Origin of the sequence: Flavobacterium gelidicaeli, from assembly GCF_013294005.1 — a bacterium.
Taxonomy (GTDB): domain Bacteria; phylum Bacteroidota; class Bacteroidia; order Flavobacteriales; family Flavobacteriaceae; genus Flavobacterium.
The window spans coordinates 60,610-84,195 of the sequence record NZ_JABSNK010000012.1; the positions used below are offsets into that span (position 1 = coordinate 60,610).

Annotated in this window: 23 protein-coding genes; 3 read left to right on the forward strand and 20 right to left on the reverse strand. The window is 31.7% G+C overall.

Annotated elements, in window-relative coordinates:
* Window positions 1-35: 35 nt before the first annotated feature.
* Genes HNP99_RS14855 through HNP99_RS14865 form a run of 3 tightly spaced genes read right to left on the reverse strand, consistent with a single transcriptional unit; the run spans window position 36 to window position 4,772 of the window.
* Window positions 36-2,084: a protein-disulfide reductase DsbD family protein gene (locus HNP99_RS14855; RefSeq protein ID WP_173854179.1), complete on the reverse strand. Its 2,049-nt coding sequence runs from the start codon at window positions 2,082-2,084 to the stop codon at window positions 36-38.
* A gap of 36 nt (window positions 2,085-2,120) precedes the next feature.
* Window positions 2,121-3,440, reverse strand: a complete 1,320-nt coding sequence (gene tilS / locus HNP99_RS14860; RefSeq protein WP_173854180.1) for a tRNA lysidine(34) synthetase TilS — start codon at window positions 3,438-3,440, stop codon at window positions 2,121-2,123.
* A 45-nt stretch (window positions 3,441-3,485) separates the two neighbouring features.
* Window positions 3,486-4,772: an anthranilate synthase component I family protein gene (locus tag HNP99_RS14865; protein ID WP_173854181.1), complete on the reverse strand. Its 1,287-nt coding sequence runs from the start codon at window positions 4,770-4,772 to the stop codon at window positions 3,486-3,488.
* Between the two features lie 185 nt (window positions 4,773-4,957).
* Between HNP99_RS14865 and HNP99_RS14870 the strand changes: the two genes are divergently transcribed.
* Window positions 4,958-5,857 (forward strand): DUF4349 domain-containing protein, encoded by a 900-nt coding sequence (locus tag HNP99_RS14870; RefSeq protein WP_173854182.1) that lies wholly within the window; start codon window positions 4,958-4,960, stop codon window positions 5,855-5,857.
* 258 nt (window positions 5,858-6,115) lie between these two features.
* Entirely contained in the window at window positions 6,116-6,493 is a 378-nt protein-coding gene (locus HNP99_RS14875; RefSeq protein WP_173854183.1) for a DoxX family membrane protein, read from the forward strand.
* Between the two features lie 57 nt (window positions 6,494-6,550).
* Here HNP99_RS14875 and HNP99_RS14880 read toward each other — a convergent pair whose 3' ends face one another.
* The 3 genes from HNP99_RS14880 to HNP99_RS14890 form a co-directional block, all read right to left on the reverse strand.
* Window positions 6,551-7,087 carry a lipocalin family protein gene (locus HNP99_RS14880; protein WP_173854184.1) on the reverse strand — a complete coding sequence of 179 codons (537 nt, stop codon included), beginning with the start codon at window positions 7,085-7,087 and terminating at the stop codon, window positions 6,551-6,553.
* Window positions 7,088-7,231: 144 nt separating this feature from the next.
* A complete protein-coding gene (lpdA, locus tag HNP99_RS14885) occupies window positions 7,232-8,635 on the reverse strand; it encodes a dihydrolipoyl dehydrogenase (RefSeq protein ID WP_173854185.1) in 1,404 nt (467 codons plus the stop codon).
* A gap of 149 nt (window positions 8,636-8,784) precedes the next feature.
* A complete protein-coding gene (locus HNP99_RS14890) occupies window positions 8,785-9,243 on the reverse strand; it encodes an Lrp/AsnC family transcriptional regulator (protein WP_173854186.1) in 459 nt (152 codons plus the stop codon).
* Between the two features lie 324 nt (window positions 9,244-9,567).
* Here HNP99_RS14890 and HNP99_RS14895 point away from each other — a divergent pair, with 324 nt between their 5' ends.
* A complete protein-coding gene (locus HNP99_RS14895; protein WP_173854187.1) occupies window positions 9,568-10,770 on the forward strand; it encodes an aminotransferase class I/II-fold pyridoxal phosphate-dependent enzyme in 1,203 nt (400 codons plus the stop codon).
* A 708-nt stretch (window positions 10,771-11,478) separates the two neighbouring features.
* Here HNP99_RS14895 and HNP99_RS14900 read toward each other — a convergent pair.
* The 14 genes from HNP99_RS14900 to HNP99_RS14965 form a co-directional block, all read right to left on the reverse strand.
* Window positions 11,479-11,802 carry a LytR/AlgR family response regulator transcription factor gene (locus HNP99_RS14900; protein WP_173854188.1) on the reverse strand — a complete coding sequence of 108 codons (324 nt, stop codon included), beginning with the start codon at window positions 11,800-11,802 and terminating at the stop codon, window positions 11,479-11,481.
* Window positions 11,803-11,827: 25 nt separating this feature from the next.
* Window positions 11,828-12,244 (reverse strand): hypothetical protein, encoded by a 417-nt coding sequence (locus HNP99_RS14905; protein WP_173854189.1) that lies wholly within the window; start codon window positions 12,242-12,244, stop codon window positions 11,828-11,830.
* 203 nt (window positions 12,245-12,447) lie between these two features.
* The gene (locus HNP99_RS14910; RefSeq protein WP_173854190.1) at window positions 12,448-13,128 is read right to left on the reverse strand and encodes a Lipl32 family lipoprotein; all 681 of its coding nucleotides are present in this window, start codon (window positions 13,126-13,128) and stop codon (window positions 12,448-12,450) included.
* 42 nt (window positions 13,129-13,170) lie between these two features.
* On the reverse strand, window positions 13,171-13,791 hold the full coding sequence (locus HNP99_RS14915; RefSeq protein ID WP_173854191.1) for an SIMPL domain-containing protein: 621 nt from the start codon (window positions 13,789-13,791) through the stop codon (window positions 13,171-13,173).
* Between the two features lie 29 nt (window positions 13,792-13,820).
* Window positions 13,821-14,240, reverse strand: coding sequence for a hypothetical protein (locus HNP99_RS14920; protein WP_173854192.1), 420 nt, complete (start codon window positions 14,238-14,240; stop codon window positions 13,821-13,823).
* A gap of 340 nt (window positions 14,241-14,580) precedes the next feature.
* Window positions 14,581-15,225 (reverse strand): response regulator transcription factor, encoded by a 645-nt coding sequence (locus tag HNP99_RS14925; RefSeq protein ID WP_173854193.1) that lies wholly within the window; start codon window positions 15,223-15,225, stop codon window positions 14,581-14,583.
* A gap of 3 nt (window positions 15,226-15,228) precedes the next feature.
* On the reverse strand, window positions 15,229-17,262 hold the full coding sequence (locus HNP99_RS14930) for an ATP-binding protein (RefSeq protein ID WP_173854194.1): 2,034 nt from the start codon (window positions 17,260-17,262) through the stop codon (window positions 15,229-15,231).
* 175 nt (window positions 17,263-17,437) lie between these two features.
* Window positions 17,438-17,887, reverse strand: a complete 450-nt coding sequence (locus tag HNP99_RS14935) for a hypothetical protein (RefSeq protein WP_173854195.1) — start codon at window positions 17,885-17,887, stop codon at window positions 17,438-17,440.
* 70 nt (window positions 17,888-17,957) lie between these two features.
* A complete protein-coding gene (locus HNP99_RS14940) occupies window positions 17,958-18,521 on the reverse strand; it encodes a hypothetical protein (protein WP_173854196.1) in 564 nt (187 codons plus the stop codon).
* 62 nt (window positions 18,522-18,583) lie between these two features.
* The gene (locus HNP99_RS14945; RefSeq protein ID WP_173854197.1) at window positions 18,584-19,192 is read right to left on the reverse strand and encodes a hypothetical protein; all 609 of its coding nucleotides are present in this window, start codon (window positions 19,190-19,192) and stop codon (window positions 18,584-18,586) included.
* A gap of 216 nt (window positions 19,193-19,408) precedes the next feature.
* The gene (locus HNP99_RS14950; RefSeq protein WP_173854198.1) at window positions 19,409-19,966 is read right to left on the reverse strand and encodes a hypothetical protein; all 558 of its coding nucleotides are present in this window, start codon (window positions 19,964-19,966) and stop codon (window positions 19,409-19,411) included.
* A gap of 436 nt (window positions 19,967-20,402) precedes the next feature.
* Complete coding sequence (locus HNP99_RS14955; RefSeq protein WP_173854199.1) at window positions 20,403-20,783, reverse strand: YbbC/YhhH family protein; 381 nt, start codon at window positions 20,781-20,783, stop codon at window positions 20,403-20,405.
* Window positions 20,784-20,798: 15 nt separating this feature from the next.
* Window positions 20,799-21,242: a hypothetical protein gene (locus HNP99_RS14960; RefSeq protein ID WP_173854200.1), complete on the reverse strand. Its 444-nt coding sequence runs from the start codon at window positions 21,240-21,242 to the stop codon at window positions 20,799-20,801.
* Between the two features lie 159 nt (window positions 21,243-21,401).
* A complete protein-coding gene (locus HNP99_RS14965) occupies window positions 21,402-23,333 on the reverse strand; it encodes an amino acid permease (RefSeq protein ID WP_173854216.1) in 1,932 nt (643 codons plus the stop codon).
* Window positions 23,334-23,586: the final 253 nt, after the last annotated feature.

A 23,586-nucleotide genomic window follows, 5' to 3' on the forward strand; every position in this document is an offset into this window, starting at 1 on the left:
AAAAATCCAATCATAATTATATGATTGGATTTTTTTTATTTTTTAAAATTTGCTATTCCTGATTTTAGCCAAGATTCATATTCTGTTACTCCTACGTAACTTATAGTAGGTTTTTCTTGGTTTAAACTATTCCCTTCTAAATCTGTTAAAACGTATAAAGGCTGTGTATTGGTTTTATACGTACTAATCATAAAATCTGTCCACTTATCTCCTATTGTTTCAATTTCTGATCCTGTTTTCTTAGAAACAAATTGCTGTTCTTTAGGCAACTCCCGCTTATCATCTACATACAATGAAATCACTACCACCTCATTTTTTAATAGCTTTAAAACATCAATATCAGACCATACATTGTTTTCCATCTTACGGCAATTTACGCATGCATACCCAGTAAAATCTAGCATGATTGGTTTACTTATTGTTTTGGCGTAAGCCAAACCTTTTTCATAATCATCAAAAACTACAATTCCGTGTGGACCACTTTTTGCTCCTTCTGGTAAAATAACCGCTGAGTTACTCCGAGAAGAATTACCTATTCCAAAAGGGCTTTCGCTGTATTCCATTGGTGGTGGAAAAGCACTTATAATTTTTAAAGGTGCTCCCCAAAGTCCCGGAATTAAATACACCGTAAATGTAAGCACAAGTAATCCCATCATTAATCTTCCTACTGAAATATGTGGTAATGGACTATCGTGTGGTAATGTTATTTTTCCAAATAAATACAATGCTAAAACTCCAAATATAGCAATCCAAATGGCTAGAAAAACTTCTCTTTCTAACAAGTGCAATTGCAGTACTAAGTCGGCATTTGATAAAAATTTAAAAGCTAAAGCCAATTCTAAAAATCCTAAAAACACTTTAACGGTATTTAACCATCCACCTGATTTAGGTAAAGAATTCAACCAGCCTGGAAACATTGCAAAAAGCATGAACGGTAAGGCTAGAGCCAAAGAAAAACCAAACATTCCAACTACAGGAGCTATTCCGCCGTTAGAAGCTGCTTCAACTAATAACGTCCCTACAATAGGACCAGTACAAGAAAAAGATACTATAGCAAGCGCCAATGCCATAAATAAAATCCCGATTATCCCGCCTCTATCTGCCTGATTGTCTACTTTATTTGCCCATGAATTAGGCAACATAATTTCAAAAGCACCCAAAAATGAAGCCGCAAAAACTACTAATAAAACAAAGAAAATAACATTAAACCACACATTAGTTGATAATGCATTTAAAGCATCGGCACCAAAAACCCAGGTTACTAGGAATCCTAGCATCACATAAATTAAAATAATAGCAACACCATAAATGATGGCGTTACTAATTCCTTTTGCTTTTGTTTTACTTTGCTTGGTAAAGAAGCTTACCGTCATGGGAATCATTGGAAAAACACAAGGTGTCATTAATGCTGCTAAACCTCCTAAAAAAGCAAGAAAAAATATTGACAATAACCCTCTTTTTTCACTTTTATTAGCTGTTTTTTCAATTGCTGCTGGAGTATCTGCAATGACTACATTACTCGTTCCTAAACTAGGTTGTAGGGAATCTTTTTTTAATGTGTCTAAAACTGCTGTTTCAGCTATTATTGTTTCAGTTGTTTTTGTATCAGGATTTAAAGCCGAAGATAATGTGTTTACTGGCAAAACAAAAGTGAATTTCTTCTCCATATTAATACACACATCCTTACAAACTTGGTAGTTCAACTCTACTTCTACTTTTGTAAAATTTGGGTTGGTTACTTTAATTTCTTGTGTAATTTGGGCTTTCTTTTCAAAAAACGTTTCGTTAACTTCAAAAATATCGTTGAAAGCAGTTCTCGTTTTACTTTCTTTTGCTTTTCCAACTAAGGTAAAATTCCCCTTTGCATTCTTAAAAATCACTTCAAGAGGCAGCGGTCCACCATCTGGAGTAAATTGAGAATACAAATGCCATTCCTTTTCAATTGTACCATCAAAAGTTAGTAGAAAAGTATTGGCTGATTTTTTTTCAATTTTAGTAGTCCATTTAGCTGGGTCTAACATTTGAGCATTCACATTGGCGAAAGCCAACAACGCTAGGAGCAAAAAATATAGTTTTTTATTCATAAAGCAAGTACTTATTTTATTTGTTATTCAGGAACATTAGCTTTCTGTTTCTAATGCTATTTTTAATTTATTTTGTGTTGTAGTATATATTTTAAAACGTTCGTCTTGGCGTAAGCCTATAATCCAAACAATTTTTTCTCCAGACCATAAAATCCAAAGTTGTTCTTTTTCTATCAGTGATAATTTTTCGTCTTTAAAAAATTTACTAAGTTTTTTCGACTTTCCGTTCATACCAAATGGCTGAAAAGAATCGCCTTCTTGCCAACGTTTTATTTCTAAAGGGAACGTCAATTTATCTGAATCAACAAATATAATTCTATTTGAATCAAAGGCAGTTGCATCTACTTTAGAAAAGGTCATTTTTAAGGGAATATTAACTTCTTGCAGATCCTCATGGATAAAATAACCTTCGGTTGCTGCATCTTCATTAATTTTACTCAAAATTAAAACACCTCTATTTTTTAATAATCTATAATCAGACGCAAAAACTTGTTTTCCTGACAAACTATCTACTAAATTATACACATCATCCCAAGCGGTGAATCCAAATTCATGAAGCCATTGGTATAAATATGACTTGTAGTTAGGTAGTTTTAATAATTCCTTTAAATTAATATGAAAATCATCCTCTTGCTGCGACACTACTTGTTGGTATACCATAATTGACGCATCTTCAACTAACTCAGAAGCTTCCTGTAAATACATTTGTGTTTTTTGAAAAGCCTCCATAAATTGTGGATTGATTTCTTTTAATAACGGAACAACATGGTGGCGAATTTTATTACGTAAATATTTATCTGAGGCATTACTGCTATCTTCTCTCCATTCGATTTTGTTGTCTTTAGCAAATTTCAAAATTTCATTACGCGAAAAAAGTAATAACGGGCGAATAATACTTCCGTTTTCTTCTGGAATTCCTGTTAACCCTTCTAAACCGGTTCCGCGACTTAAATTAATTAAAAAAGTTTCTAGATTATCATCTGCGTGGTGTGCTGTAAGGATATAATCAAAACCTTCCGTGTCTAAAAGTTCATAAAACCAATTGTATCGCAAATCTCTCGCGGCAACTTGTGTTGAAACTTTGTAATCTTTGGCGAAAGCCACTGTATCAAATTGGGTAATTAAAACTGGAATTTGATTACCATCAGCATATTCTTGGACAAATTTTTGATCTTCAAAACTATCTACACCGCGCAACTGAAAATTACAGTGTGCAATAGCAATATCTAAATCCAATTGTTGTAACATGTGCACCATAACCATACTGTCTAAGCCACCACTGGTTGCTAAAAGCAATTTTTTATTGGCTAAAAAAGGAAAATTATGAGCGATATGTTTATTAAGTTTATCTAACATTTTTTATATTTAAAGATTAAAAATGAATCTAATAACTTGAATGTTTTATTGCAAGACTTCATGCATTGCTTTTGCTTTAAGCAGGCATTCCTCATACTCCTTTTCAGGAATCGAAAGCGCTGTAATGGCACTCCCTACTGAAAAAGAAACATATTTATTTTTTTTATTATACAAAATACTACGGATAACTACATTAAAATCAAAGTCTCCTTGAGGAGTAAAATAGCCTACAGCGCCACTGTATAACCCGCGTTTTGTAACCTCAAGCTCTTCAATTATTTTCATAACCGAAACCTTAGGTGCGCCAGTCATACTGCCCATTGGGAACGTTGTTTTTAAAGCATCTACAGCAGTATATTGAAAATCTAATTTAGAGGTAATGGTAGAAATCATTTGATGTACTTGCATAAAGGAATGCATCCCGCACAACTCCGTAACGCTTACTGATCCCTTTTGTGCAGTATGTGATAAATCGTTTCTTACCAAGTCAGTGATCATAATATTTTCGGCACGCTCTTTTGGATCTTCTGAAAGTTCTTTTTTAGATTTCTCATCTTCTTTAATATCAGTAAAACGTTTTGCAGTTCCTTTTATAGGTTGCGAAATCAATACTTCACCTTCTTTTTTAAGATACCTTTCTGGAGATGCTGAAAGTAAAAAATTATGGTGATTTTTAAAAAACACCGCAAATGGAGGTTTCGAAATTTCGTTAAGTTTAAAATAACTATCTAGCGGTTCAATAGTAGCATTTTTGGCATAAAATTCCATGCAAAAATTAGCTTCGTAGCAATCTCCATGATTTATATGTTTGAGCAATTTAGTAATTTTATCTAAATATTCCTCTTTAGAAACGCGGGCAGTAATATTGACTTTATCTACTGTTAGGGTTTCATAAATTGTGGTATTTTGAATGGTTAAAAAATCCTCATCAACCTCATCATCACACATATTTAGGTAAACCATTTCTACAGTTTGTCCCTTGATTAGGAATACTTTTTTAGGTTGAAAAAAAAACAACTCTGGAAAATCGAGTCCGTCAAAATTATTAGATTGTAATTGCTCTACGTCATTTTTTAAATCATAGGACAAGTAACCAAAAATCCAATCCTTAGTGGTTTGTTGGTATTGTTTTAAATCATCAAAGGCGTTGTATGAGTCGGTTTTTATAGCAGTAAAAGCATCAACTGCTAAGACACAGTCGTAACTAGAATAATCTTGCTGGTAATCATTACTGTCTAAAAAACTAACTTCTTGAAACTGTTGTGCCCATATTAAAAGTTGTTTTTTGAAGTTGGCTAAGTGCGCTATGTCTTGTATAAAGGATGTTCTCAAGGTACTATTTTAAAAAAAGTAAAATTACAATAAAAAAAATGGCTTCTCAAGAAGAGTGTACATAAAACTAGTTTATAGTTAAATAATTACCAAAAAAGATTTTTCCTACTAAAACTTAGTAGTATATTTGGTAAATAATTCTCTTAGAAACAAAACAAACATTCCTGTTAAATCCCCAAAAAACCATGACCAAAATCGCAAAATGTAGCTTTTTATTATTAGCAACAATTAGCTTAATGACTAGTTGTAAAAAAAATGAGTCCAGAGAAGAATATGCTGAAGAACAAGCAAGTTCATCAGTGTCTGCTGATAGTATCTCATCATCAGCAGCGGTAGAAAAACCAGGAAGCGATAGGAAATTCATTCGTACTGCCGATATTAAATTTAAAGTAAAAAATGTTCCTCAGTCAACTTATGTAATTGAAAACATCACTAATAAATTTGATGGATTTGTTATTTACACTAATTTACAAAGTAATATTATTAATGAAACTGCCTCTAAAGTTAGTCAAGACAGTACGCTAGAAACCATTCGATATAATGTAATCAACAACATAACTATTAGAGTTCCCAATACACGCCTTGATACTGTTATAAAAAGTATTGCCAAGCAAATTGATTTTTTAGATTATCGTCTTATAAAAGCTGATGATGTTTCACTAAAAATACTTTCGAATAAACTAGCACAAAACCGTGGAAGCAGCACCGAAAAAAGAGTTGAAAACGCAATTGCTACGAAAGGGGCAAAAATCAATGACGTCATGAACGCTGAGGAGACCTTAGCTGACAAAAAAGAACAGAATGACAATGCTAAATTGAATAACTTATCAATGCAGGATCAAGTTAATTTTAGCACACTTACTCTTGAAATATACCAGCGTGAAACGGTGAAGCAAACTATGGTAGCAAATAGTAAAGATTATAATGATTACAAACCTAACATTGGGATTCGACTATTCGATTCGGTTAAAACAGGATGGAATGTTTTATTAGATATATTAGTGTTTTTAATTCAAATATGGTGGTTGATTCTATTGGCTTTAGGTGGTTTTTTTCTTTATAAAAAGTATTTAAAAAAGGAATAGTACAACTTAAAAATAATTACACGGAAATAGATTCCGTGTAATTATTATAATGTACCAAATTGATAATTGACTGATACTCTTAAAAATCAGTTCTTTTTTTGTAAATTTACAATAAGCTACTATATAACAACACGTTATAAATAGATCGTTCCAAGTAGTTTTATTGATTGACACTTTTATAATAGGGTTAATAGTTTGGGTGCCAATTAAAATAGAATAGCATTCGTTTTAGTTAAGTAACCTAAAAACCTATATATTATGAAAATTGCCATTATTATTATCCGAACGTTGTTAGGACTTTTATTCTTATTCACTTCTGTCAGCTACTTTTTCCATTTAAGCCCAGAGCCCGCATCTACAGGAGAGTTTAAAGCCTTTCAGGTTGGACTTATCGCCTCTACTTATTTAATGCCTTTGGCGAAAGCCGTAGAATTATTATGTGGATTATCTTTTGTCACAGGAAAATTTACAACTCTAGCTAATCTTGTTATTTTTCCGGTTACTCTAAATATTTTATTGATTAATTATTTCCTGACACCTGAGAATTTGCCACTAGCAATTTTTGTATTTGTGGGAAATATTTTTTTGATATTTACTCATTGGGAGAATTACAAAGGTCTTTTTAAAATGGAATAATTAATACCTAAAAAAAAAACGACTCTAATTAAGAGTCGGTTTTTTATTTATCCCATATTAAGTATGTTGCACCCACACTAGATCATCTGTTTGATATCCTATTTCTTTTGCTATTTGCAAATACTCCGCGGTAATTTCTAGTGGAATTGATTTTTCACGAGATAAAATCCATAGGTACTTTAGACTATCACCAGATACAAGTGCGTATTTGTAATCCATATCAATTGCAAGCACGTTATACCCCGCATAGAAAGGACCAAAGAATGATACTTTAAGCATCGCTACATTTTCATCGCCTACAAATTTAGCTTTACCAGTGCTTTCTTGCCATTTTTCTTTTTTTAAATTATAACCTCTATTCACCACTTTTATCATTCCGTTATCCTTTAATGAATATTCGGCTGTGGTGTTATTTAATCCTTTTTCAAATTTAAAATCCAGTCTGGCAATTTCATACCATTTACCCAAGTATTTCTCTTTATCAAAATTTTGAACTGCTACTGCTTTTTCAGGAATGGTTTTGCTTGCGCAAGAATTAAGAAGAAGTCCAACTCCAACTAAAGCCAAAGTACCTGCTACATATCTCTTTTTCATAGTGTTTGTTTTTAGTAAAGGTAGTAACTGATCCTAATTAAGTATTTATAGAATTTAATTTGAAGTTTATATAATTTAATCCTAAAGCATAAAAAAACCGCCAAATACAATTTGGCGGTTTCTAATATATAATGATCGTTTAACCTATACGTGTATTGGTCTGTTATCTGTTGCTGCTAATGCCGCTTCTTTTACTGCTTCCGCAAAAGTAGGGTGAGCGTGTGACATTCTAGAAATATCTTCAGCAGATGCTTTGTATTCCATTGCCACTACAGCCTCAGCAATTAAATCAGCACAACGAGCTCCAATCATGTGAACTCCTAGCACCTCATCTGTTTTTGCATCAGCAAGAATTTTTACAAATCCATCTAAATCAGCACTTGCTCTCGCACGTCCTAATGCTTTGAAAGGGAAACTTCCAGATTTATAAGCAATACCAGCTGCTTTTAACTGCTCTTCCGTTTGTCCTACAGCAGCCACTTCTGGCCAAGTATATACAACACCAGGAATCAAGTTATAATCAATATGTGGTTTTTGCCCTGCTAATAATTCAGCAACCATTGTTCCTTCTTCTTCTGATTTGTGTGCCAACATAGCTCCACGAACTACATCACCAATTGCGTAGATATTAGGTACATTAGTTTGTAAATGATCGTTAACTTCTACTTGCCCCCTATCAGTTAATTTTACACCAGCTTTGTCTGCATTTAATCCAGCAGTATAAGGACTACGTCCAACAGCTACTAAAGCGTAATCTCCTTCAAGAGTGATTGTTTCTCCTTTAGCATTTTCGGCTTGAACAGTAACAATGTCACCCGCTCTTTCAACGGATTTTACCTTGTGAGAAACGTAGAATTTCATTCCCTGCTTCTTTAATACTTTTGTCAACTCTTTAGACAATGAACTATCCATTCCAGGAATGATACGGTCCATATATTCCACTACAGAAACTTGCGCTCCTAAACGTAGGTATACTTGTCCTAATTCAATACCAATAACTCCACCACCAATGATGATAAGGTGCTTAGGTACTTCAGGTAATTTTAATGCTTCAGTAGAAGTAATCACTCTTTCTTTATCAATGGTAATAAAAGGCAAAGAAGATGGTTTAGAACCTGTAGCAATAATAATATTTTTAGCTTCAATTGTTTCTGATGTTCCGTCAGCTTTTGCAATAGCAACATGAGTGGCATCTACAAAAGAACCCAACCCTTCAAAAACAGTGATTTTGTTTTTATCCATTAGGTATTTTACACCACCAGATGTTTGGTCAACGACTGCTTGCTTGCGCTCAATCATTTTAGCCAAGTTAACCTTTACTTCACCAGTAAGTTCGATTCCGTGGTCTTCAAAATGCTTAATTTCGGCATAATGATGCGAAGACGATAACAACGCTTTTGAAGGAATACATCCTACATTAAGACATGTTCCACCTAGAGCAGAATATTTTTCTACAATTGCTGTTTTGAAGCCTAGTTGTGCACAACGAATAGCTGACACATATCCGCCTGGACCAGAACCTATAATGACTACGTCAAATGAACTCATAGTATATTTTTTTATGTAAATTAATTTTCGAGATACAAAATTAAGGAATTAAGTTTTGTTTAAAGTTTAAAGTCATGCTTTTTTGTTACGAATTTACTCAAATAGTAATTATTTTTCATTTGGATTCCTATTTAGCAGTCTTATAATTCTCAAATCGTAACTATTGTTGTGTTTTTCACTTCATTAATCATAAAGGTACTTTGAGTACTCCCAATATGATGTAAGGTGGTTAGTTTAGTGACTAAAAACTCGCGATACGCTTTCATGTCTTTAACAACTATTTTTAAAATATAATCGTAATCACCACTTACATGATAGCACTCTAAAACTTCAGGAAGCTGGGTGACCTGACTCTCAAATATGGTTAAAAAATCTTTTGTGTGCTGGATGAGTTTTAAATGACAAAAAACGATAAAACCTTTGTCAACTTTTTCCTTATCGAGTAATACTACATATTTATCGATAATGCCTTCCCGTTCTAATTTCTTGATGCGTTCATAAACAGCAGTAACCGAAAGATTCAGTTTTATCGAAAGTTCCTTTGTGGTTCTTTTACTATCCGTTTGTAGCAAAAGCAGTAATTTCTTATCGGTTGGATCTAAAGTCATTGCGTTCGTTTTATAATAATAGAAATATAATCTATTATAATCTCACTGAGTATTCTTAAATAGAAAATATAATTACAAAAATACACATAAGTAGTTTAAAAATCTATATTTAACACTACTCATTGATTATTAATCTACAAATTCCTTAATTTGATATAAGTTTCTTGATCACACAAGATCCCTAGCCCAGATTGAAGCGGCATCTCCCGATGTAGAAAAACAAAGCTTTTTTTAAGCTGTAGTTTTTATTTATCAGGAATATAGCGTCCCGAAAGCTTTCGGGAGCTGGAAATAGCTACTAAAAACTAATTTAAAAAATAATATATGAGCAATTTTAATCCCGCAGACAACATTCAGGATTTACAGTATTTTGGTGAATTTGGTGGTGTAAACCCATCCATTTCTGACTCATCGACCTATACTTTTTTATCAGCAAAAACAATGTTTGATACTTTTGAAGGGAACATGGAAGGCTGTTACTTGTACTCCCGCCACTCCTCGCCTAGTAACTTGTACCTTGACAAAGCCTTGGCAGCAATGGAAGGAACAGAAACTGCCAATGTTTCGGCTTCAGGAATGGGAGCGATCACGCCTACGCTATTGCAATTGTGCGGTACTGGCGATCACATCGTATCAAGCAGAACCATTTATGGAGGTACATACGCTTTCTTGAAGAATTTTGCTCCTAGAATGGGGATCAAAACAGCGTTTGTAGACATTACAAAACTAGATGTAGTTGAAGCTGCAATTACGCCAGATACTAAAGTGCTCTATTGCGAAACGGTGAGTAACCCATTACTGGAAGTTGCTGATATTGCTGGATTGTCTAAAATTGCCAAAAAACACAATTTAACTTTAGTGGTAGACAATACGTTCTCTCCATTATCAGTAACACCTACTAAATTAGGTGCTGATATTGTGATCCATTCTTTAACAAAATACATCAACGGAAGTAGCGATACTGTGGGTGGTGTCACTTGTGCGTCACAAGAATTCATCAACAGTTTGAAAGATGTAAATAGTGGTGCAAGTATGCTACTAGGTCCTACAATGGACAGTATGCGCTCAGCGAGTGTGATGAAAAACATGCGCACATTGCACTTGAGAATTAAACAGCACAGTTACAATGCGGCTTACCTAGCAGAACGTTTTGAGAAAGACGGACTAAAAACTGTTTATCCAGGTTTAGCAAGTCACCCGAGTCATAAAATATATGCATCGATGATTAATCATGAGTATGGTTTTGGAGGGATGATGACGTTAGATGTAGGTTCTCTGGCTAAGGCCAATGCTTTGATGGAGTTAATGCAGTCTAAAAACCTAGGGTACTTAGCAGTAAGTTTAGGATTTTATAAAACGTTGTTTAGCGCTCCTGGAACTTCTACATCAAGTGAAATTCCGATGGAAGAACAAGCCGAAATGGGATTAACAGATGGTTTGATTCGTTTTTCTATAGGACTTGACAATGATATTGAACGTACGTACCAAATGATGAAAACTTGCATGCAAGAACTTGCTATCCTATAATTTTTTAGTTGTTTTACTGTAGAAAATCCGCTTGGGAGTAATCTTGAGCGGATTTTTTTTATTTTAAAGTTACAGCTTGCCTTGAACGTTTGCGGAATCTTATTTCTCTCAGTTTCCTTATCAAAAACTAAAGATATAATTTCCCATTTGTTATTAGCATAAAAAAGTTGCAAACTGTTTATTCCTCGTCTTACTACCTCTCCTCCTTTTTCTAATCTGGTTTCGTAGGTACTCCAAACATTAGCTATATTACCAAAAATTTTTACTTCTCTATTAATTTCATTTTCATAAAAAGGGGTTTCTAAAACCATTAAATCTGTTTCTTTTTGAAAGTCTTTTAGTGATAATGTTAGCTGTTTAGACTCTCCATTAATCATTGAATAATAAGAATAAATGGCTTTTGAATTATGAAGAGAAGCATCTCTTTTCCATTGTCTAACTTCACCCGCTTCACCTGAGACTACTTCGTAAAAAGCCTTCATTAGTCCTTCAATCGTTGAAACATCCTCAATCAAAGGAAATAAATTATCAGTATTGGGTTGTTCGGTATTCATTTTTTTATTTGGCATAATTAGTATCATTAGTTAAAAATTGTTCTTTTATAAAACTATCTGAGAACAAACTAATGCCATTTAATTCAGTCTGAAAAAAATTTTATTTACTTGGTTTGATTTTTTATTTAGATGACACTACCATTTATGTATCATGTCAAAGCATTAACTTATTAATTCTAAGTGTAAGGCATTCTCGATAACTCTTAGCTACAGTAATCTTACTACCAGATAATAATAAATGATTGTCTTGAAAAGAATCAATAGTAGTAAGATTAACAATATAAGAATTATGCACCCTCATGAATTCATCGGGCAATGTATCAATCAACTCTTTTAAAGATTTGTAATAACTATATTTCTTATTTGTGGTAGTGATAATTTCAACATAATTCCCCAAACCTTTAATGACTTTTATTTCATTAAAATTAAGTTTAATCAATTTTTTATCGGACTTAATGAACGCAAAATTAGTTGCCATTTGTAATTGTTTTTGGTTAGTAAAATTACTGCTTTTTAGTCCAGGTTATTTTATAATTGGGAAACTGCTTTACTAATCGTTCCTTTATTTTTTTTAATGAACTAGAATCAAAATTTTCATATTCGATCTCAATTCCCACCAGATGATCGCTCAGACACCAAGCTTTAAAAATCAACCTCTGATTGGTTTTGGAGGAATAAAAAACACTTTTCTCGCCAAATTCAGTTCCATAATTCATTAAGTTGAGTTCAGTCAGTGCTTTTTGGATTTTAAGTTTAATACGTTTTTCAATTTTTAACTTAATACTATCAGGACTTATTTCATGAAATGACTGAATTTCAAAATCGTTATTTGATAAATTATCTTGTAACTCTATTGAATACTCTTTAGACCAAGAATAATTTCTATCATAAGTGATGAATTTATAAAATAGAAAAACCATTATTAATAATAGTATCAGAAAAATCAACAACTGCTTTATGTACCTTTTTTTCAAGAGAATAAATTTTAAATCATCAATTTAATATTACTAGCTAATTACAAATATATTTTCTTTTACTTTCCCACTACAAACAATATCAAAAAAAAACGCCTCTTTATTTGCATAAAGAGGCGTTCAACTAAAATACGAATGTCTGTTTTATATTATAGTCCTTTTTTTAATTCTTCAATGGTTTTAGCCATTACAACGCCAGGTAATTTTACTGGAGCAGCAACTTCTGCTAAAAATGTTCCTTTAACTTCTCCTGTTTTGTAAGTTGTAAAACCAATACGGTACAAACCAACAGTTAAAGCTTTTGTAGGACTCCCCATTTCGCTTTTGTATCTTAATAAAGAATTGTAGCTTCTTCCACTAGGTTGTTTCGGCATTTCACTACTATCATCATTACTAGCAAGCTTTGTCCAAGTAGCGTTTTTAGCAGCGTCAGCTGTGATATCTTCTTTCTTGAAAATAGTAGAACGCTCTAGAGTAATGTAAGTATCAAAATAATCGTCAGATGAAGCGTTTTCTGTGTAAGCAGCAGCTGTAATTGCATCTTTAACTTTTGTCTTGGCTACTGGAGAAAGCATTCTTACTCCAAGTTCTGGTGCAACAGCAGGAACCCATAGGTAGATATAATAGAATTTTTTGTTGTCTACTATTTCATCTTCATTACCTGCAGCTGCATATCCTAAATAAGAAATAACATCTGTGTAAGGAACTTTAATTGTCTTTGGTCCCACTTTTTTCTCAATTGAACTTCCAAACTTTTTTAATTTTTGTGCTTCTGCGTTAAACATACTGCAGAAAGCAAATACTGATAATACTACTAATTTAATTTTCATGTTTGTTTTAGTGAATTTGTTAATTTATAGACATTCTTGTTTTTATTTTAATTCGTAGGCTACAGTTACTGTATGGGCTTGTTTTGCCGTAGTTCCATAGCCATGTATGAACTGTGCATTGGTGTTTAAATCTGAAATTTTAACGATTTCTCCAATATTTTTATTTAGTTTTTTAGCTATAGTTTCTGCTTTTTCTTTTGCATTAGCAATCGCTTTTGTTGACAGTTCAATTAATTGTTTGTCTGTTAGTTTTGCTGCTTCTATCTCAGTATTACTAATAGACATTCCTGGTGATTTTAATTGTGTCAATTTTCTAAATTCGTCTTTGTCAGAAGTTCTTAAAAAATAATATTCTGACAATTCCTTATTTTGCGAATAAACCATAGCAAACTCGTAATAGCTATTTCTTTTAAACCTGCTAAAATCTATTCCAATTTTTTCTAATTCTTTTATGAAATTTTTCTTAACCACATCAAGTGAAGTTGCTTCTACATCTAGTTGCCCTTCATACGCAAGTATTTGCTGTAAGGCAATTACAAGGGTATAACTATCATCCCCCACTACTTTTTCTGTTTCTCCAACTACTTCAATTGTACTTTTATTTTCCTGTGCAATTGATGGTAATGCAACCAACAATGCGATTAAGCAAACTATTTTTTTCATAATTATTCAAATTAAATTTTAGCTTTTTTTTAAAAGAAAAGAATGTTGGCTACAATCATCCATGCACCTACAAACAACCCAATGATACCTAGTTTACCTTGTTTTGGAGCTAACTTTTCTCTTAGAACCATTGCTTTTTCTTTAGCAGCTTCATTTTTAGATAAAACGTATTTATTAATAAGGCTAAACCCTAACATAAATCCTAAAATAGATTGGATGATGTTTCCTGCTAATAAAGATGCCCACCAAATTGGAAATGAAGTAATCCAACCTAAGTTTAGAATAGAAAAAACAATACCCCAAACACCGTAGAAACATAAAACAAGTCCAATCCAACCTTGGTAAGGCTCTATCTTTTCTAAAAGTTCTTTAGCGTCAGGTTTTTTTGATAATAATAAAGAAGGTACTGCAATGATGCTTAATAAGATTAATGTAATTCCGAAAATCATAATTTTTGTTTTTAATGGTTAAAATTTGTTTGTTTTTACAATTGAAACACCCTAAGTTTTTTATTTTTATCTAGTGGTGTTTCTTATTCTCTTCTGCAAATTTAGACCAATAGTTCCCCTGCTGTAACCCCTTATTTAGTGAAAATGAATACCCTGAATTCAGGGGGCATAAACATAAATAACTCATAATCAATAACTAAAAAAAATAAGATCGTTTTTTTTTAATAATAAACAATGCTAATTATTTTTTTGGGTTAAAACCGCTTACTTAAAATTTGACAAAAAAAAAGCTCTATTATAAAATAGAGCCTTGGTGTATTATTGATTTAGGATAGCTAAGCTATGAAGATACATATCCCTTTTTAATGGCATATTTAGTAAGCCCTGCTAAATTTCTAACGTTAAGTTTAGTGATAAGATTTTTACGGTAACTTTCAATAGTATGTTTACTTAAAAAGAGTTTATCAGCGATTTCCTGTGTTGTAAACTCCTCTGCTATTAGTGAGATCACTTCAATTTCACGTTTTGTAAGTTTAATTTCTTGGTCTTTATTCTTTTCAAATTTATTTTGAAGGTAAATATCTTTTATTTCTTTCGAAAAATATTTCTCCCCTGCTAAAATAGTTGCTATAGCCTCTAGAAATTCTTCCTTTTGAGCATTTTTTTGAAGATAACCATCTACATTGCTTTCTATCAGTTCATCAATAATTCCAGGTGTATTGTGCATACTAACTACTAGCGTTTTTATATCCTTAGCGGTTTCCTTTATCCATTTGTTGAGCATAATACCGTCTACTTCCGGCATAGTAACATCTGTAATTACAAGGTCAATTTTTTCTTCTGTATTTATCGAAATATACTTTTGAACATGACCACCATGCTTTGCTGTATAAAGAATATTATAATTACTCTCTGTTTTAAGAATGCTTAATAAACCATCCAAAAACATTTTGTGGTCGTCAGCTATAATGAGATTATAGTTCATGTGTTATGCTTTTAAAGGGATTTCTATATTGATGCTGGTTCCTCTCTCGAGTTTAGAATCGATATGTAATGTGCCATTATAATTTTCTACTCTATTTTTTATATTCGTTAAGCCTATGCCTAATGTTGTTTTAGACAAATCAAACCCTACACCATCATCCTCATATACAAAGAAGATGCAATCATTTAAAAGATCGAACTGAATGTCTATGGTGGTGGCTTTAGCATATTTTAGGGTATTGGTTGTTAATTCTTGAAAAATTGAGAATAATTCGTTCTGCAGTACCTTGTCTAATGAATTAATATTTTTTTCGTCATAAAATGAAACATTTGTACTTAATTCACTAGCCTCTTCAACAGTATTCATGTATTCTTGAATTAAAAACACAAAATCGTTTTCTCTAATATTTTTAGGTAATAAATTATGTGATAAGTTCCTTACTTGCTCATAAGTATCGTCTAATTGTCTATAAATTAATTTTAGTTTATCAGGATGGTTAGATAGTTGGCTGAACTGTAATTTTATAGCGGCTAGGTTACCTCCTACACTATCATGCATTTCTTGTGCTATTTTTTTACGTTCTTGATCTTGCCCGCTAACAGCTGCTTTAATCAGCTTTAATTCTTGATCTTTTTTTAACGAATTCAGGCGTTGTTCATTAATTTCTTTTTCTTTTAAGTTTAGTAAACCTTGCGCTTGTAGTTTTTGATAATAAATAATTAAAAGAGCAATCGTGGTTACTAATAAAATGAAAAAAGCCACTAGAACAATGTATTTAATTGTCTTTTCTCTATCTAGCTCTAAGGCTTTTAAAACTTCTTTTTCTTTTAGTAGTGCAATTTCATTTTTACGTTTTTGAACGCCGTTTTGTAACAGCAGCACTTGATTTTCATTCTGTTTTGCAATTATGGCTTTTTGAAGTTTGTACTTTTCTATATCAATATCTTTATTCTTAATATTCAAAGTCTTATTAAGGTTTTCGATACTTAAAAATTTTATTTTTTTTTCTTTCTCAAAAGTTTCAAATTTAATTTCTAAACTATCAATCGCTCTTTCCTTTTGAGAACTAGCTATAGAATCCTTTATTTCATGATATCTAATTCCATAGATATAAGCACTATTAAAATCTTTTTTTCGAGCATAAATTTTCTCTAACATAAGATAACTATGCATCAAGATATCTAGCGCTCCCAATTTCATTGCTTTAGGAAAAGCGCTGGTAAATATCAATAAGGCGTCTCCGTCTCTATTTTCATTGTATAATAATGTTCCTATTTTATCTGTAGTCTTAAGTTCTAAACTATAGAACCTGTTTTTAAAACTTAACCTTTTTGCTTCATAATACGATAAAAGAGCTTTATCTATTTCATTATTATCCAAATAATTATCCCCTATATTATCAATAACACTTGCTAAAGCATATATTTTGTTAGCATCCTTCTCACAAATTTCTTTGGCTTTTTGTAAATAATCATTTGATATCTTGTATTTTGAAAGAGAGGAATAGATTGAGCCTAAATTGATGTAGCTGCCTAAAATAATATCTTCATCCTTGGAGTATTTTATACATTTTTCAAAAATAGCTAAAGCTTCTTTATTCTTATTTAGTGCAATATAAGTACTTCCCAAACCATGTAAATGGGAATAATACAAGTTCATTTCTTTTAACTTTTCACTAAGTTCAGCGCCTTTAAGATGCCATTTTTTACTCTCATGATACAAACCTTTATTTTTATTATTTAAGGCCAGCAGCTGGTAAGCTAATATAGTCAATCGGTTGCCTAAAGAATCGTTTACATTCCCTTTACGTGCAAGCGCTTGTTGGGTATAATAAATAGAAGAGTCTATAGCTGCATATTTATTATGATAGTACGCTAGTAATAGATTAGTGTTTGTTAAAGCCTTATTTGTTTTGAACCTGTGTAAGGAAATATGGGCTTCCTTGTATGCTTTTTTATCAGACCCATTATTAAAATCGTAAAAGAGCGCATCGACTTTCTTATCTTCTCTTGCTATAGAAGTCGCCGTTTGTGCCAAACAAAGAGAACTGTAACACCAAAAAAAAAGTGTGAATATTTTTTTAAATTTAAAAAGCATGCGCAAATGTAAGAATTGTAGAAGCGATAACCACCCCCGAAAACAGTGATTTACTATTTTAAAAAAGTAAAATTAATTATGGCCAAACCATAAGATGCAAACCTTAAAGATTATTTTAAACAGCAGTAGTGCTTAATTTTTCAATAAGAGTTAGTAATTCTTGGGGTTTTCGGGTTGCAATAATTATCGTTTTACCATTTAATAACACTATTTCAATACCGTATTTAATTGTAGAGATCTTGTTACTGTTGTAATATTTGTAAAGAGCTAAAAATTTAGTTTCAAAAAAGACTTCGAATTCAATTAATTTGAAAGACTTAATCTGTTTTAATATGATATTTTGATTGCTCTTTATAAGGTTACTATGTTTTATTTTATCCAAATCTACTTTAGTGTCAATTGCCTTAAATGCAACATACCTCATAAAAGTTAGAACTATAATGCCGTAAATTGACGACCAATATAATTCAGGTTTGAATAAAATGGGTACTAAAAAAATCAAATAATGATACCATTTAATACCATATTCTAATTCTTTGAAAACTATTGTATCTTTTTTATTCATTTATAATGCCTTATCTTTTACTAGATTAATCAATTCGTTAAATGTTATCAATCTAAAAAAAATTATTAATTTAAGTAAATTTCTTTTTTTGTTTCACACTATAAATCACTGCGAAAACTAATCCTATAAGTCCTCCTAAATAGCTAAAATTATGCATTGATCCCACCATAATAAAATGATTCACATCAAGTACATTTTCAGGTAAATTCCAATCAGCTAAATTGTCATTTATAAAGAGTTTCCCAAAACCCAAACCAACAATTCCAGTAATTAATGCAATAGCAATTGTTAAACAAAAAGCCTTGATAGTTACTATAAACATCACTTTCCCGTTTTTGTGAATTAGCCCTAGAAAACCCAGAAATAAACCTATAATCATCCCAACCCACCAAGTTGCTAAGAAACCTACAATTGCTGCTCCTAGTCTTGGATTATCAAGTTGAATTTCTGGATTCATATCTGTCCCAATATTTTGTGCCATACCCCAACTGTCAATTCCAAATTGAATAAATTTGAATTTTGTATAATATTCACTAGAAACCGAATACGTTATTTGGTCATGAATCATACCATAAAACCCACCTAAAAGCGGTGCAATAATTAAAATTAATAGTAATGCTATAAATTTATTCATTTAAAAATTAATTATATAAAATGCTAGCTATTCAAATAGTGGTTGCATTGTAAAGCTTGTTACTAATTAGGTGTTTTTTCTAATATTTTTCTATTGAGTTGCTCCTGTTTAACAATTACTTTTTGAAAATCTTTATTTTTAGGCAAATTATCCTCTTGAAATTTTTCAATTATGGGAATCGTTAAAAGCAATTTTAAAATAGTATGATTGTCATTGATACTTTTTTGGTTGTTTGCTATTTTTTCTACGAGACGATTAAGTTCTTTTGATTGCTGATCGTATTTATCTGAACTTAGTTTTATAATCTCTAAAATTTTAATTTGAGTTACACTATCTTTAATTTGATTTGCTAAGAACGTTGCGTCTTCATAAAAATGCTGTGACTTTTCATTATAATTATAAAAAATATTTTGCGTTTTATTCGCCTCAGTTGCAAAGTTATTAAGCTCCGTTTCTAAACTATTTAATTCTGGTTTTTTTTCAACAAGTTCTTGATATAATGCATCTACTAAATTCCCGCCAGGTTTAGAAAACCTAGCTAAACTTGATTTTTCTTGCAGTGCAACAGGATTTTGATCTTCGACTATAATATTTTCATTATTCCCATTATTGCAGGAAATCATAAATATTGCACTAAAAACAGTCAAGAATCTCATCATATAAATTTTCATAAATAGTTATTTTTATTTGCAAGTTATTAAAATTACTGGCGCTAAAGTTTGAATCGAAATCCGTATTAAATCATTTATTTTTGGAAAGTTATTTTTATTGTATTTATTTAAATAGATGTGAATTCATAAAGATTGAGCTTTCTGGTTGACAGAAAAATGATTTTAAAGCTCAATACCACTAAACTCAACCTACTTTGAGATGGCTTTTAACGTTAATTAGTCAACGATATTTTTATAATTCTGTTCTTCTAATTTTCCAAATCGATAATAAATTCTAAGTTCCTCAGAAAACATTTTTATATTTTTGGTTTCAGTTTGAAGAAAAAAATATTTTTTATAACCTCCATCTTTTCTATATATCTCGATATAATTTTTAACGCCATTAGATTTTTTACGTTCCCAAACTCTGGTATTTCCACTAAATTTTCCGCGGAAATTATCACTAAGAATATTTATTTTTTCAATTTCGTAAATTGTAAAAACATCTAAGTCACAAGTTATTTTTTCCGAATCTATAACTAAAAACCCACTTAATTTTCCATTAGCACACTCGTATTTAAAAAAGTTACTTATGATGAAATAAAGAGAATATAAAAAAGCAATTATCACAGCAAAAACACTCCATGAACCAAAATCTTCTTCATATACAGGAAATATTGATTTTACAAAATTAAACATAAAAAGTAGTGACCATAAAACCAATGCAATTAATAAACTACTATCCATTTCAAATGAGTTTTTCGGCTTATATATTTGTAGTTTATTTTCCATCATTTTGTAAATTTTTATTACTCAGTTGGTGCATTAGTGCTAACATTTTAGCTGCTCCAAGAAGTGGCGTCTGGATTGCGTTCATAATCTTAGCAAAGATTTTTTGGCTGAAATAATATTTCTTGCAAAGGATAAGTAATAACTTATTTAGCAAACAGGCAGTATTATAAATACGTTGATTTTAATTAGTTAATTCGTAAAACGGCTCTTTATGCTCAAATGTTTCAAAATTTTCATTTTCAAAAAACAATATAAACGAACCTCCCCATACTTTCTTGGGCTTTAAGTATTTGTTCTAATTCGGTATTTAATGCTTGCATTTCCACTAATTTTAATGCTTCCTTTTAAGTAAACCATTTATATTCTATTTCCTTGTCTGGCGATTGTACTATTTCTCCAGCTATATCAAAACAGCTGTTGATGGCTGGCTTTTTCGTTGTTATTTTCCGTGTGTTAATTTAATTATTTGTCCATTTGTTGAGTCTGAAATGATTAAAAATGTTCCGCCAAACATATTTTGTGGAAGTGTTCCATTTAAAACCCAATAATTGTCTATTTGGTTTATTTCGTAAGGTCTTTGTTTGATTATGTTGTCTTTTCCGTAAATTTTAAATAGAATTGTTTCAGCAATTATTACCGCTGTTTCTTTGTCTGGAATAACTGTGTCAACTAAAATTTGCTTTTTCTTTTTGTTAGAAAGTGCCTCTTTTAGTTCGCTTTTTGCATATTCAACGCCAAATTGCGTTCTGTCACTTTTAGTTTGCCCACAAGAATTCAGACTTATGAAAATTAAACCAATAAAAACGATTTTGAAATTCATATTTTCCTTAATTAATTAATTATTTCGACCAAAAAGCGTTGCTTTTCCTTCTTGATTTTCTGCAATTTGAATTAATTCTTTTTGAAAATTGTCAATTGCTGATGGTTCAATAATTATTTCAAGTTTCAGCTTATCTTTTTCTTCACATCTGTATTCAGTAGAAACATTTTCTTCAAGATTTAATTCAACTCCTAAATGTCCTGCATTGTCAATGCAATGATATTGCATTGAGAAGTATGCGTAACTATCTTTCTTTCCCATTTCGTAAAATAATTTTGAATCATTTTTAGGGAACTCAAATAATGATTTGGCAAAACCTTTTAAAGATTCGCTTGTTTCATAAACTTCAGTAATACCAAAATAGCGACCATTTGAAGCAATTACTCGAAATTCAAACATATCTTCATCTTTCCAAATAACTTCTAATTCCAAATATGATTTTCTGTTATTTAACTCCATTTTTGTTTTTAATTACTGATTATCAGTTGTTTAATATAAGATTACCACCGACTAATACACAACATCAAATATAAACAACATAACTTACATTTTTCTATTTTCGTATTTATAAAAAAACCGCCTTGAAATCATCAAGGCGGCTTTTTTTTATGTTATTTATTACGCTTCGGTAAAATTCAATTTACTATTTTTTCGGCTAAAGCTAAAGTAAATCACTAAACCTATCAGCAACCAAATCGTAAAATAAATCCAGTTCCAAACACTTAATTCGGCCATCATGTACAAGCAACTTACCAATCCTAATAACGGAATCAAAGATAAATTTTGACGGAAAGACCAAACCGTTAATCCAATCAAAACCAATAAGAAAATCCACATTGGTATTTTATGCTTGAACAAACTAAAACCGCTTTCATACTTCAATTCTTTTGCGATAGGCAAACCAGCAACCACTTCGGCATACTTAGCGTCATTTTGTTGGTATTGGATCAGTAAGTTTTCTAAATCTGGTGTTCCAGCAGCCTTATTTTTACTATCAATTGTTATTAGGTAATCATACACTTTTTTAGATTCCTCCTTATTCAAAGAGGTAATAATAGCTGTAGCAGTATTGATTTTAGTTTCGTTAGTTATAAAACCCATTGTAGCTTTGTGATTGTAATTAAAGGCATAAAATAAACCTGCCGCTAACATAAAAGGCACTACATATTTAGAGTTTACATAAGGTGTTTTGAATTTTCCTCTTGGAATATTAGGCTTGTTTTGTAATACCAATACCCCTGCACAAACTAGTACAAAGGCAAACAAAGTCCCAATACTACATAAATCAGTTACCATTGTTAAGTTCAAAAACAATGCGGGAATAGCCACTACAAAACCGGTAACAATAGTTGCGTATGAAGGTGTTTTGTATTTTGGGTGAATTTTAGAAAAACGTTTTGGCAACAAGCCATCACGACTCATACTCATCCAAATTCTAGGTTGTCCCATTTGGAAAACAAGTAAAACGCTCGCCATAGCAATCACAGCACTAACCGCAATAATTCCCGACATCCATTTCAAATCTAATTTGGCAAAAACAAACGCTAATGGATCTCCTACATCTAGCAAACTATAATTAACCATTCCGGTTAAAACTAAAGCGATAATTACATATAAAATGGTGCAAATGATAATGGCCCACATCATTCCGCGAGGTAAATCGCGTTGTGGATCTTTACATTCTTCGGCTGTGGTAGAAATAGCATCAAAACCAATGTAGGCAAAAAACACTGCTGACACTCCTTTAAGCACACCACTAACCCCGTTTGGAGCAAAAGGGCTCCAGTTATCAGTATCAACGTAAAAAACGCCTACTGCAATCACTAATAAAATGATACAGAGTTTTACAACAACCATCATGTTACTAGCATTACGTGATTCTTTCATCCCGCGATACACTAGAGCAGTGATCAAAATAATAATAAAAAGTGCGGGTAAATCAGCCACTAAATGAAAAGAACCTATAGTAGGTGAAGTGGTCCAAGCAGTGTAAGCCGCTTTTAATGCACCACTTAAATTCTCGTATGATTTTCCGCTTTGCATTAATGCCGTAGCGTCTTTAAATCCATTTGATGCGGTAAGGTAATCCATCTGGATCCATTGCGGGAGATGTATGCCGCCGCTCTCTAAAAGTCCCGTAAAATAGTCACTCCAGGAAATGGCTACGGTGATATTCCCAATGGCGTATTCCATAATCAACGCCCAACCTATAATCCATGCTACTAATTCTCCAAATGCCACATACGAATACGTATACGCACTTCCTGAAACCGGCACCATAGAGGCAAATTCGGCGTAAGCAAAAGCAGCAAAACTACAGGCTAATGCCGTAAATAAAAACAGAAAAATGACAGCAGGACCTCCATCGGCACTTGCTTTTCCTATGGTACTAAAAATTCCCGCTCCTACAATGGCAGCAATACCAAAAGCAGTTAAATCCCTGGCGGTTAAATGTCTTCCTAATGCTTCATGTCCGTCAGCTTCATTTTTTTCTACTTGCTTTAATATGTCTTGGACTGTTTTTTTTCTAAACAAACTCGAAACTGCCATAATCAGGAAATTATTAGTATAAATTAATATATCATAAAAAGCAGGTCTTTTTCTTGTAGATACTGCACCTTTATTTAAGAATCCAAATGTATAAAACAAATTCAATTCTCAATGATTTGCACTTATTTTTTTATTGAAATACTTAATTAAGTCAAATTTACTTTTAAGTTAATTATAAAAGTCAAATAGTTATTTTAAAAACTTCTTCAGAAACAATTAAAACCATCCTCCATTAGGCAATAATTCTTTTTTA

Coding starts and splice junctions, on each gene's coding strand:
- HNP99_RS14875 (WP_173854183.1), top strand. CDS start 6,116: ATGAAAATTGCCATTATTATTATCCGAACGTTGTTAGGACTTTTATTC.
- HNP99_RS14955 (WP_173854199.1), bottom strand. CDS start 20,783: ATGAATTTCAAAATCGTTTTTATTGGTTTAATTTTCATAAGTCTGAAT.
- lpdA (WP_173854185.1), bottom strand. CDS start 8,635: ATGAGTTCATTTGACGTAGTCATTATAGGTTCTGGTCCAGGCGGATAT.
- HNP99_RS14950 (WP_173854198.1), bottom strand. CDS start 19,966: ATGATGGAAAATAAACTACAAATATATAAGCCGAAAAACTCATTTGAA.
- HNP99_RS14960 (WP_173854200.1), bottom strand. CDS start 21,242: ATGGAGTTAAATAACAGAAAATCATATTTGGAATTAGAAGTTATTTGG.
- tilS (WP_173854180.1), bottom strand. CDS start 3,440: ATGTTAGATAAACTTAATAAACATATCGCTCATAATTTTCCTTTTTTA.
- HNP99_RS14900 (WP_173854188.1), bottom strand. CDS start 11,802: ATGGCAACTAATTTTGCGTTCATTAAGTCCGATAAAAAATTGATTAAA.
- HNP99_RS14890 (WP_173854186.1), bottom strand. CDS start 9,243: ATGACTTTAGATCCAACCGATAAGAAATTACTGCTTTTGCTACAAACG.
- HNP99_RS14915 (WP_173854191.1), bottom strand. CDS start 13,791: ATGAAAAAAATAGTTTGCTTAATCGCATTGTTGGTTGCATTACCATCA.
- HNP99_RS14940 (WP_173854196.1), bottom strand. CDS start 18,521: ATGAATAAATTTATAGCATTACTATTAATTTTAATTATTGCACCGCTT.
- HNP99_RS14870 (WP_173854182.1), top strand. CDS start 4,958: ATGACCAAAATCGCAAAATGTAGCTTTTTATTATTAGCAACAATTAGC.
- HNP99_RS14935 (WP_173854195.1), bottom strand. CDS start 17,887: ATGAATAAAAAAGATACAATAGTTTTCAAAGAATTAGAATATGGTATT.
- HNP99_RS14880 (WP_173854184.1), bottom strand. CDS start 7,087: ATGAAAAAGAGATATGTAGCAGGTACTTTGGCTTTAGTTGGAGTTGGA.
- HNP99_RS14965 (WP_173854216.1), bottom strand. CDS start 23,333: ATGGCAGTTTCGAGTTTGTTTAGAAAAAAAACAGTCCAAGACATATTA.
- HNP99_RS14855 (WP_173854179.1), bottom strand. CDS start 2,084: ATGAATAAAAAACTATATTTTTTGCTCCTAGCGTTGTTGGCTTTCGCC.
- HNP99_RS14905 (WP_173854189.1), bottom strand. CDS start 12,244: ATGGTTTTTCTATTTTATAAATTCATCACTTATGATAGAAATTATTCT.
- HNP99_RS14895 (WP_173854187.1), top strand. CDS start 9,568: ATGAGCAATTTTAATCCCGCAGACAACATTCAGGATTTACAGTATTTT.
- HNP99_RS14910 (WP_173854190.1), bottom strand. CDS start 13,128: ATGAAAATTAAATTAGTAGTATTATCAGTATTTGCTTTCTGCAGTATG.
- HNP99_RS14945 (WP_173854197.1), bottom strand. CDS start 19,192: ATGAAAATTTATATGATGAGATTCTTGACTGTTTTTAGTGCAATATTT.
- HNP99_RS14925 (WP_173854193.1), bottom strand. CDS start 15,225: ATGAACTATAATCTCATTATAGCTGACGACCACAAAATGTTTTTGGAT.
- HNP99_RS14920 (WP_173854192.1), bottom strand. CDS start 14,240: ATGATTTTCGGAATTACATTAATCTTATTAAGCATCATTGCAGTACCT.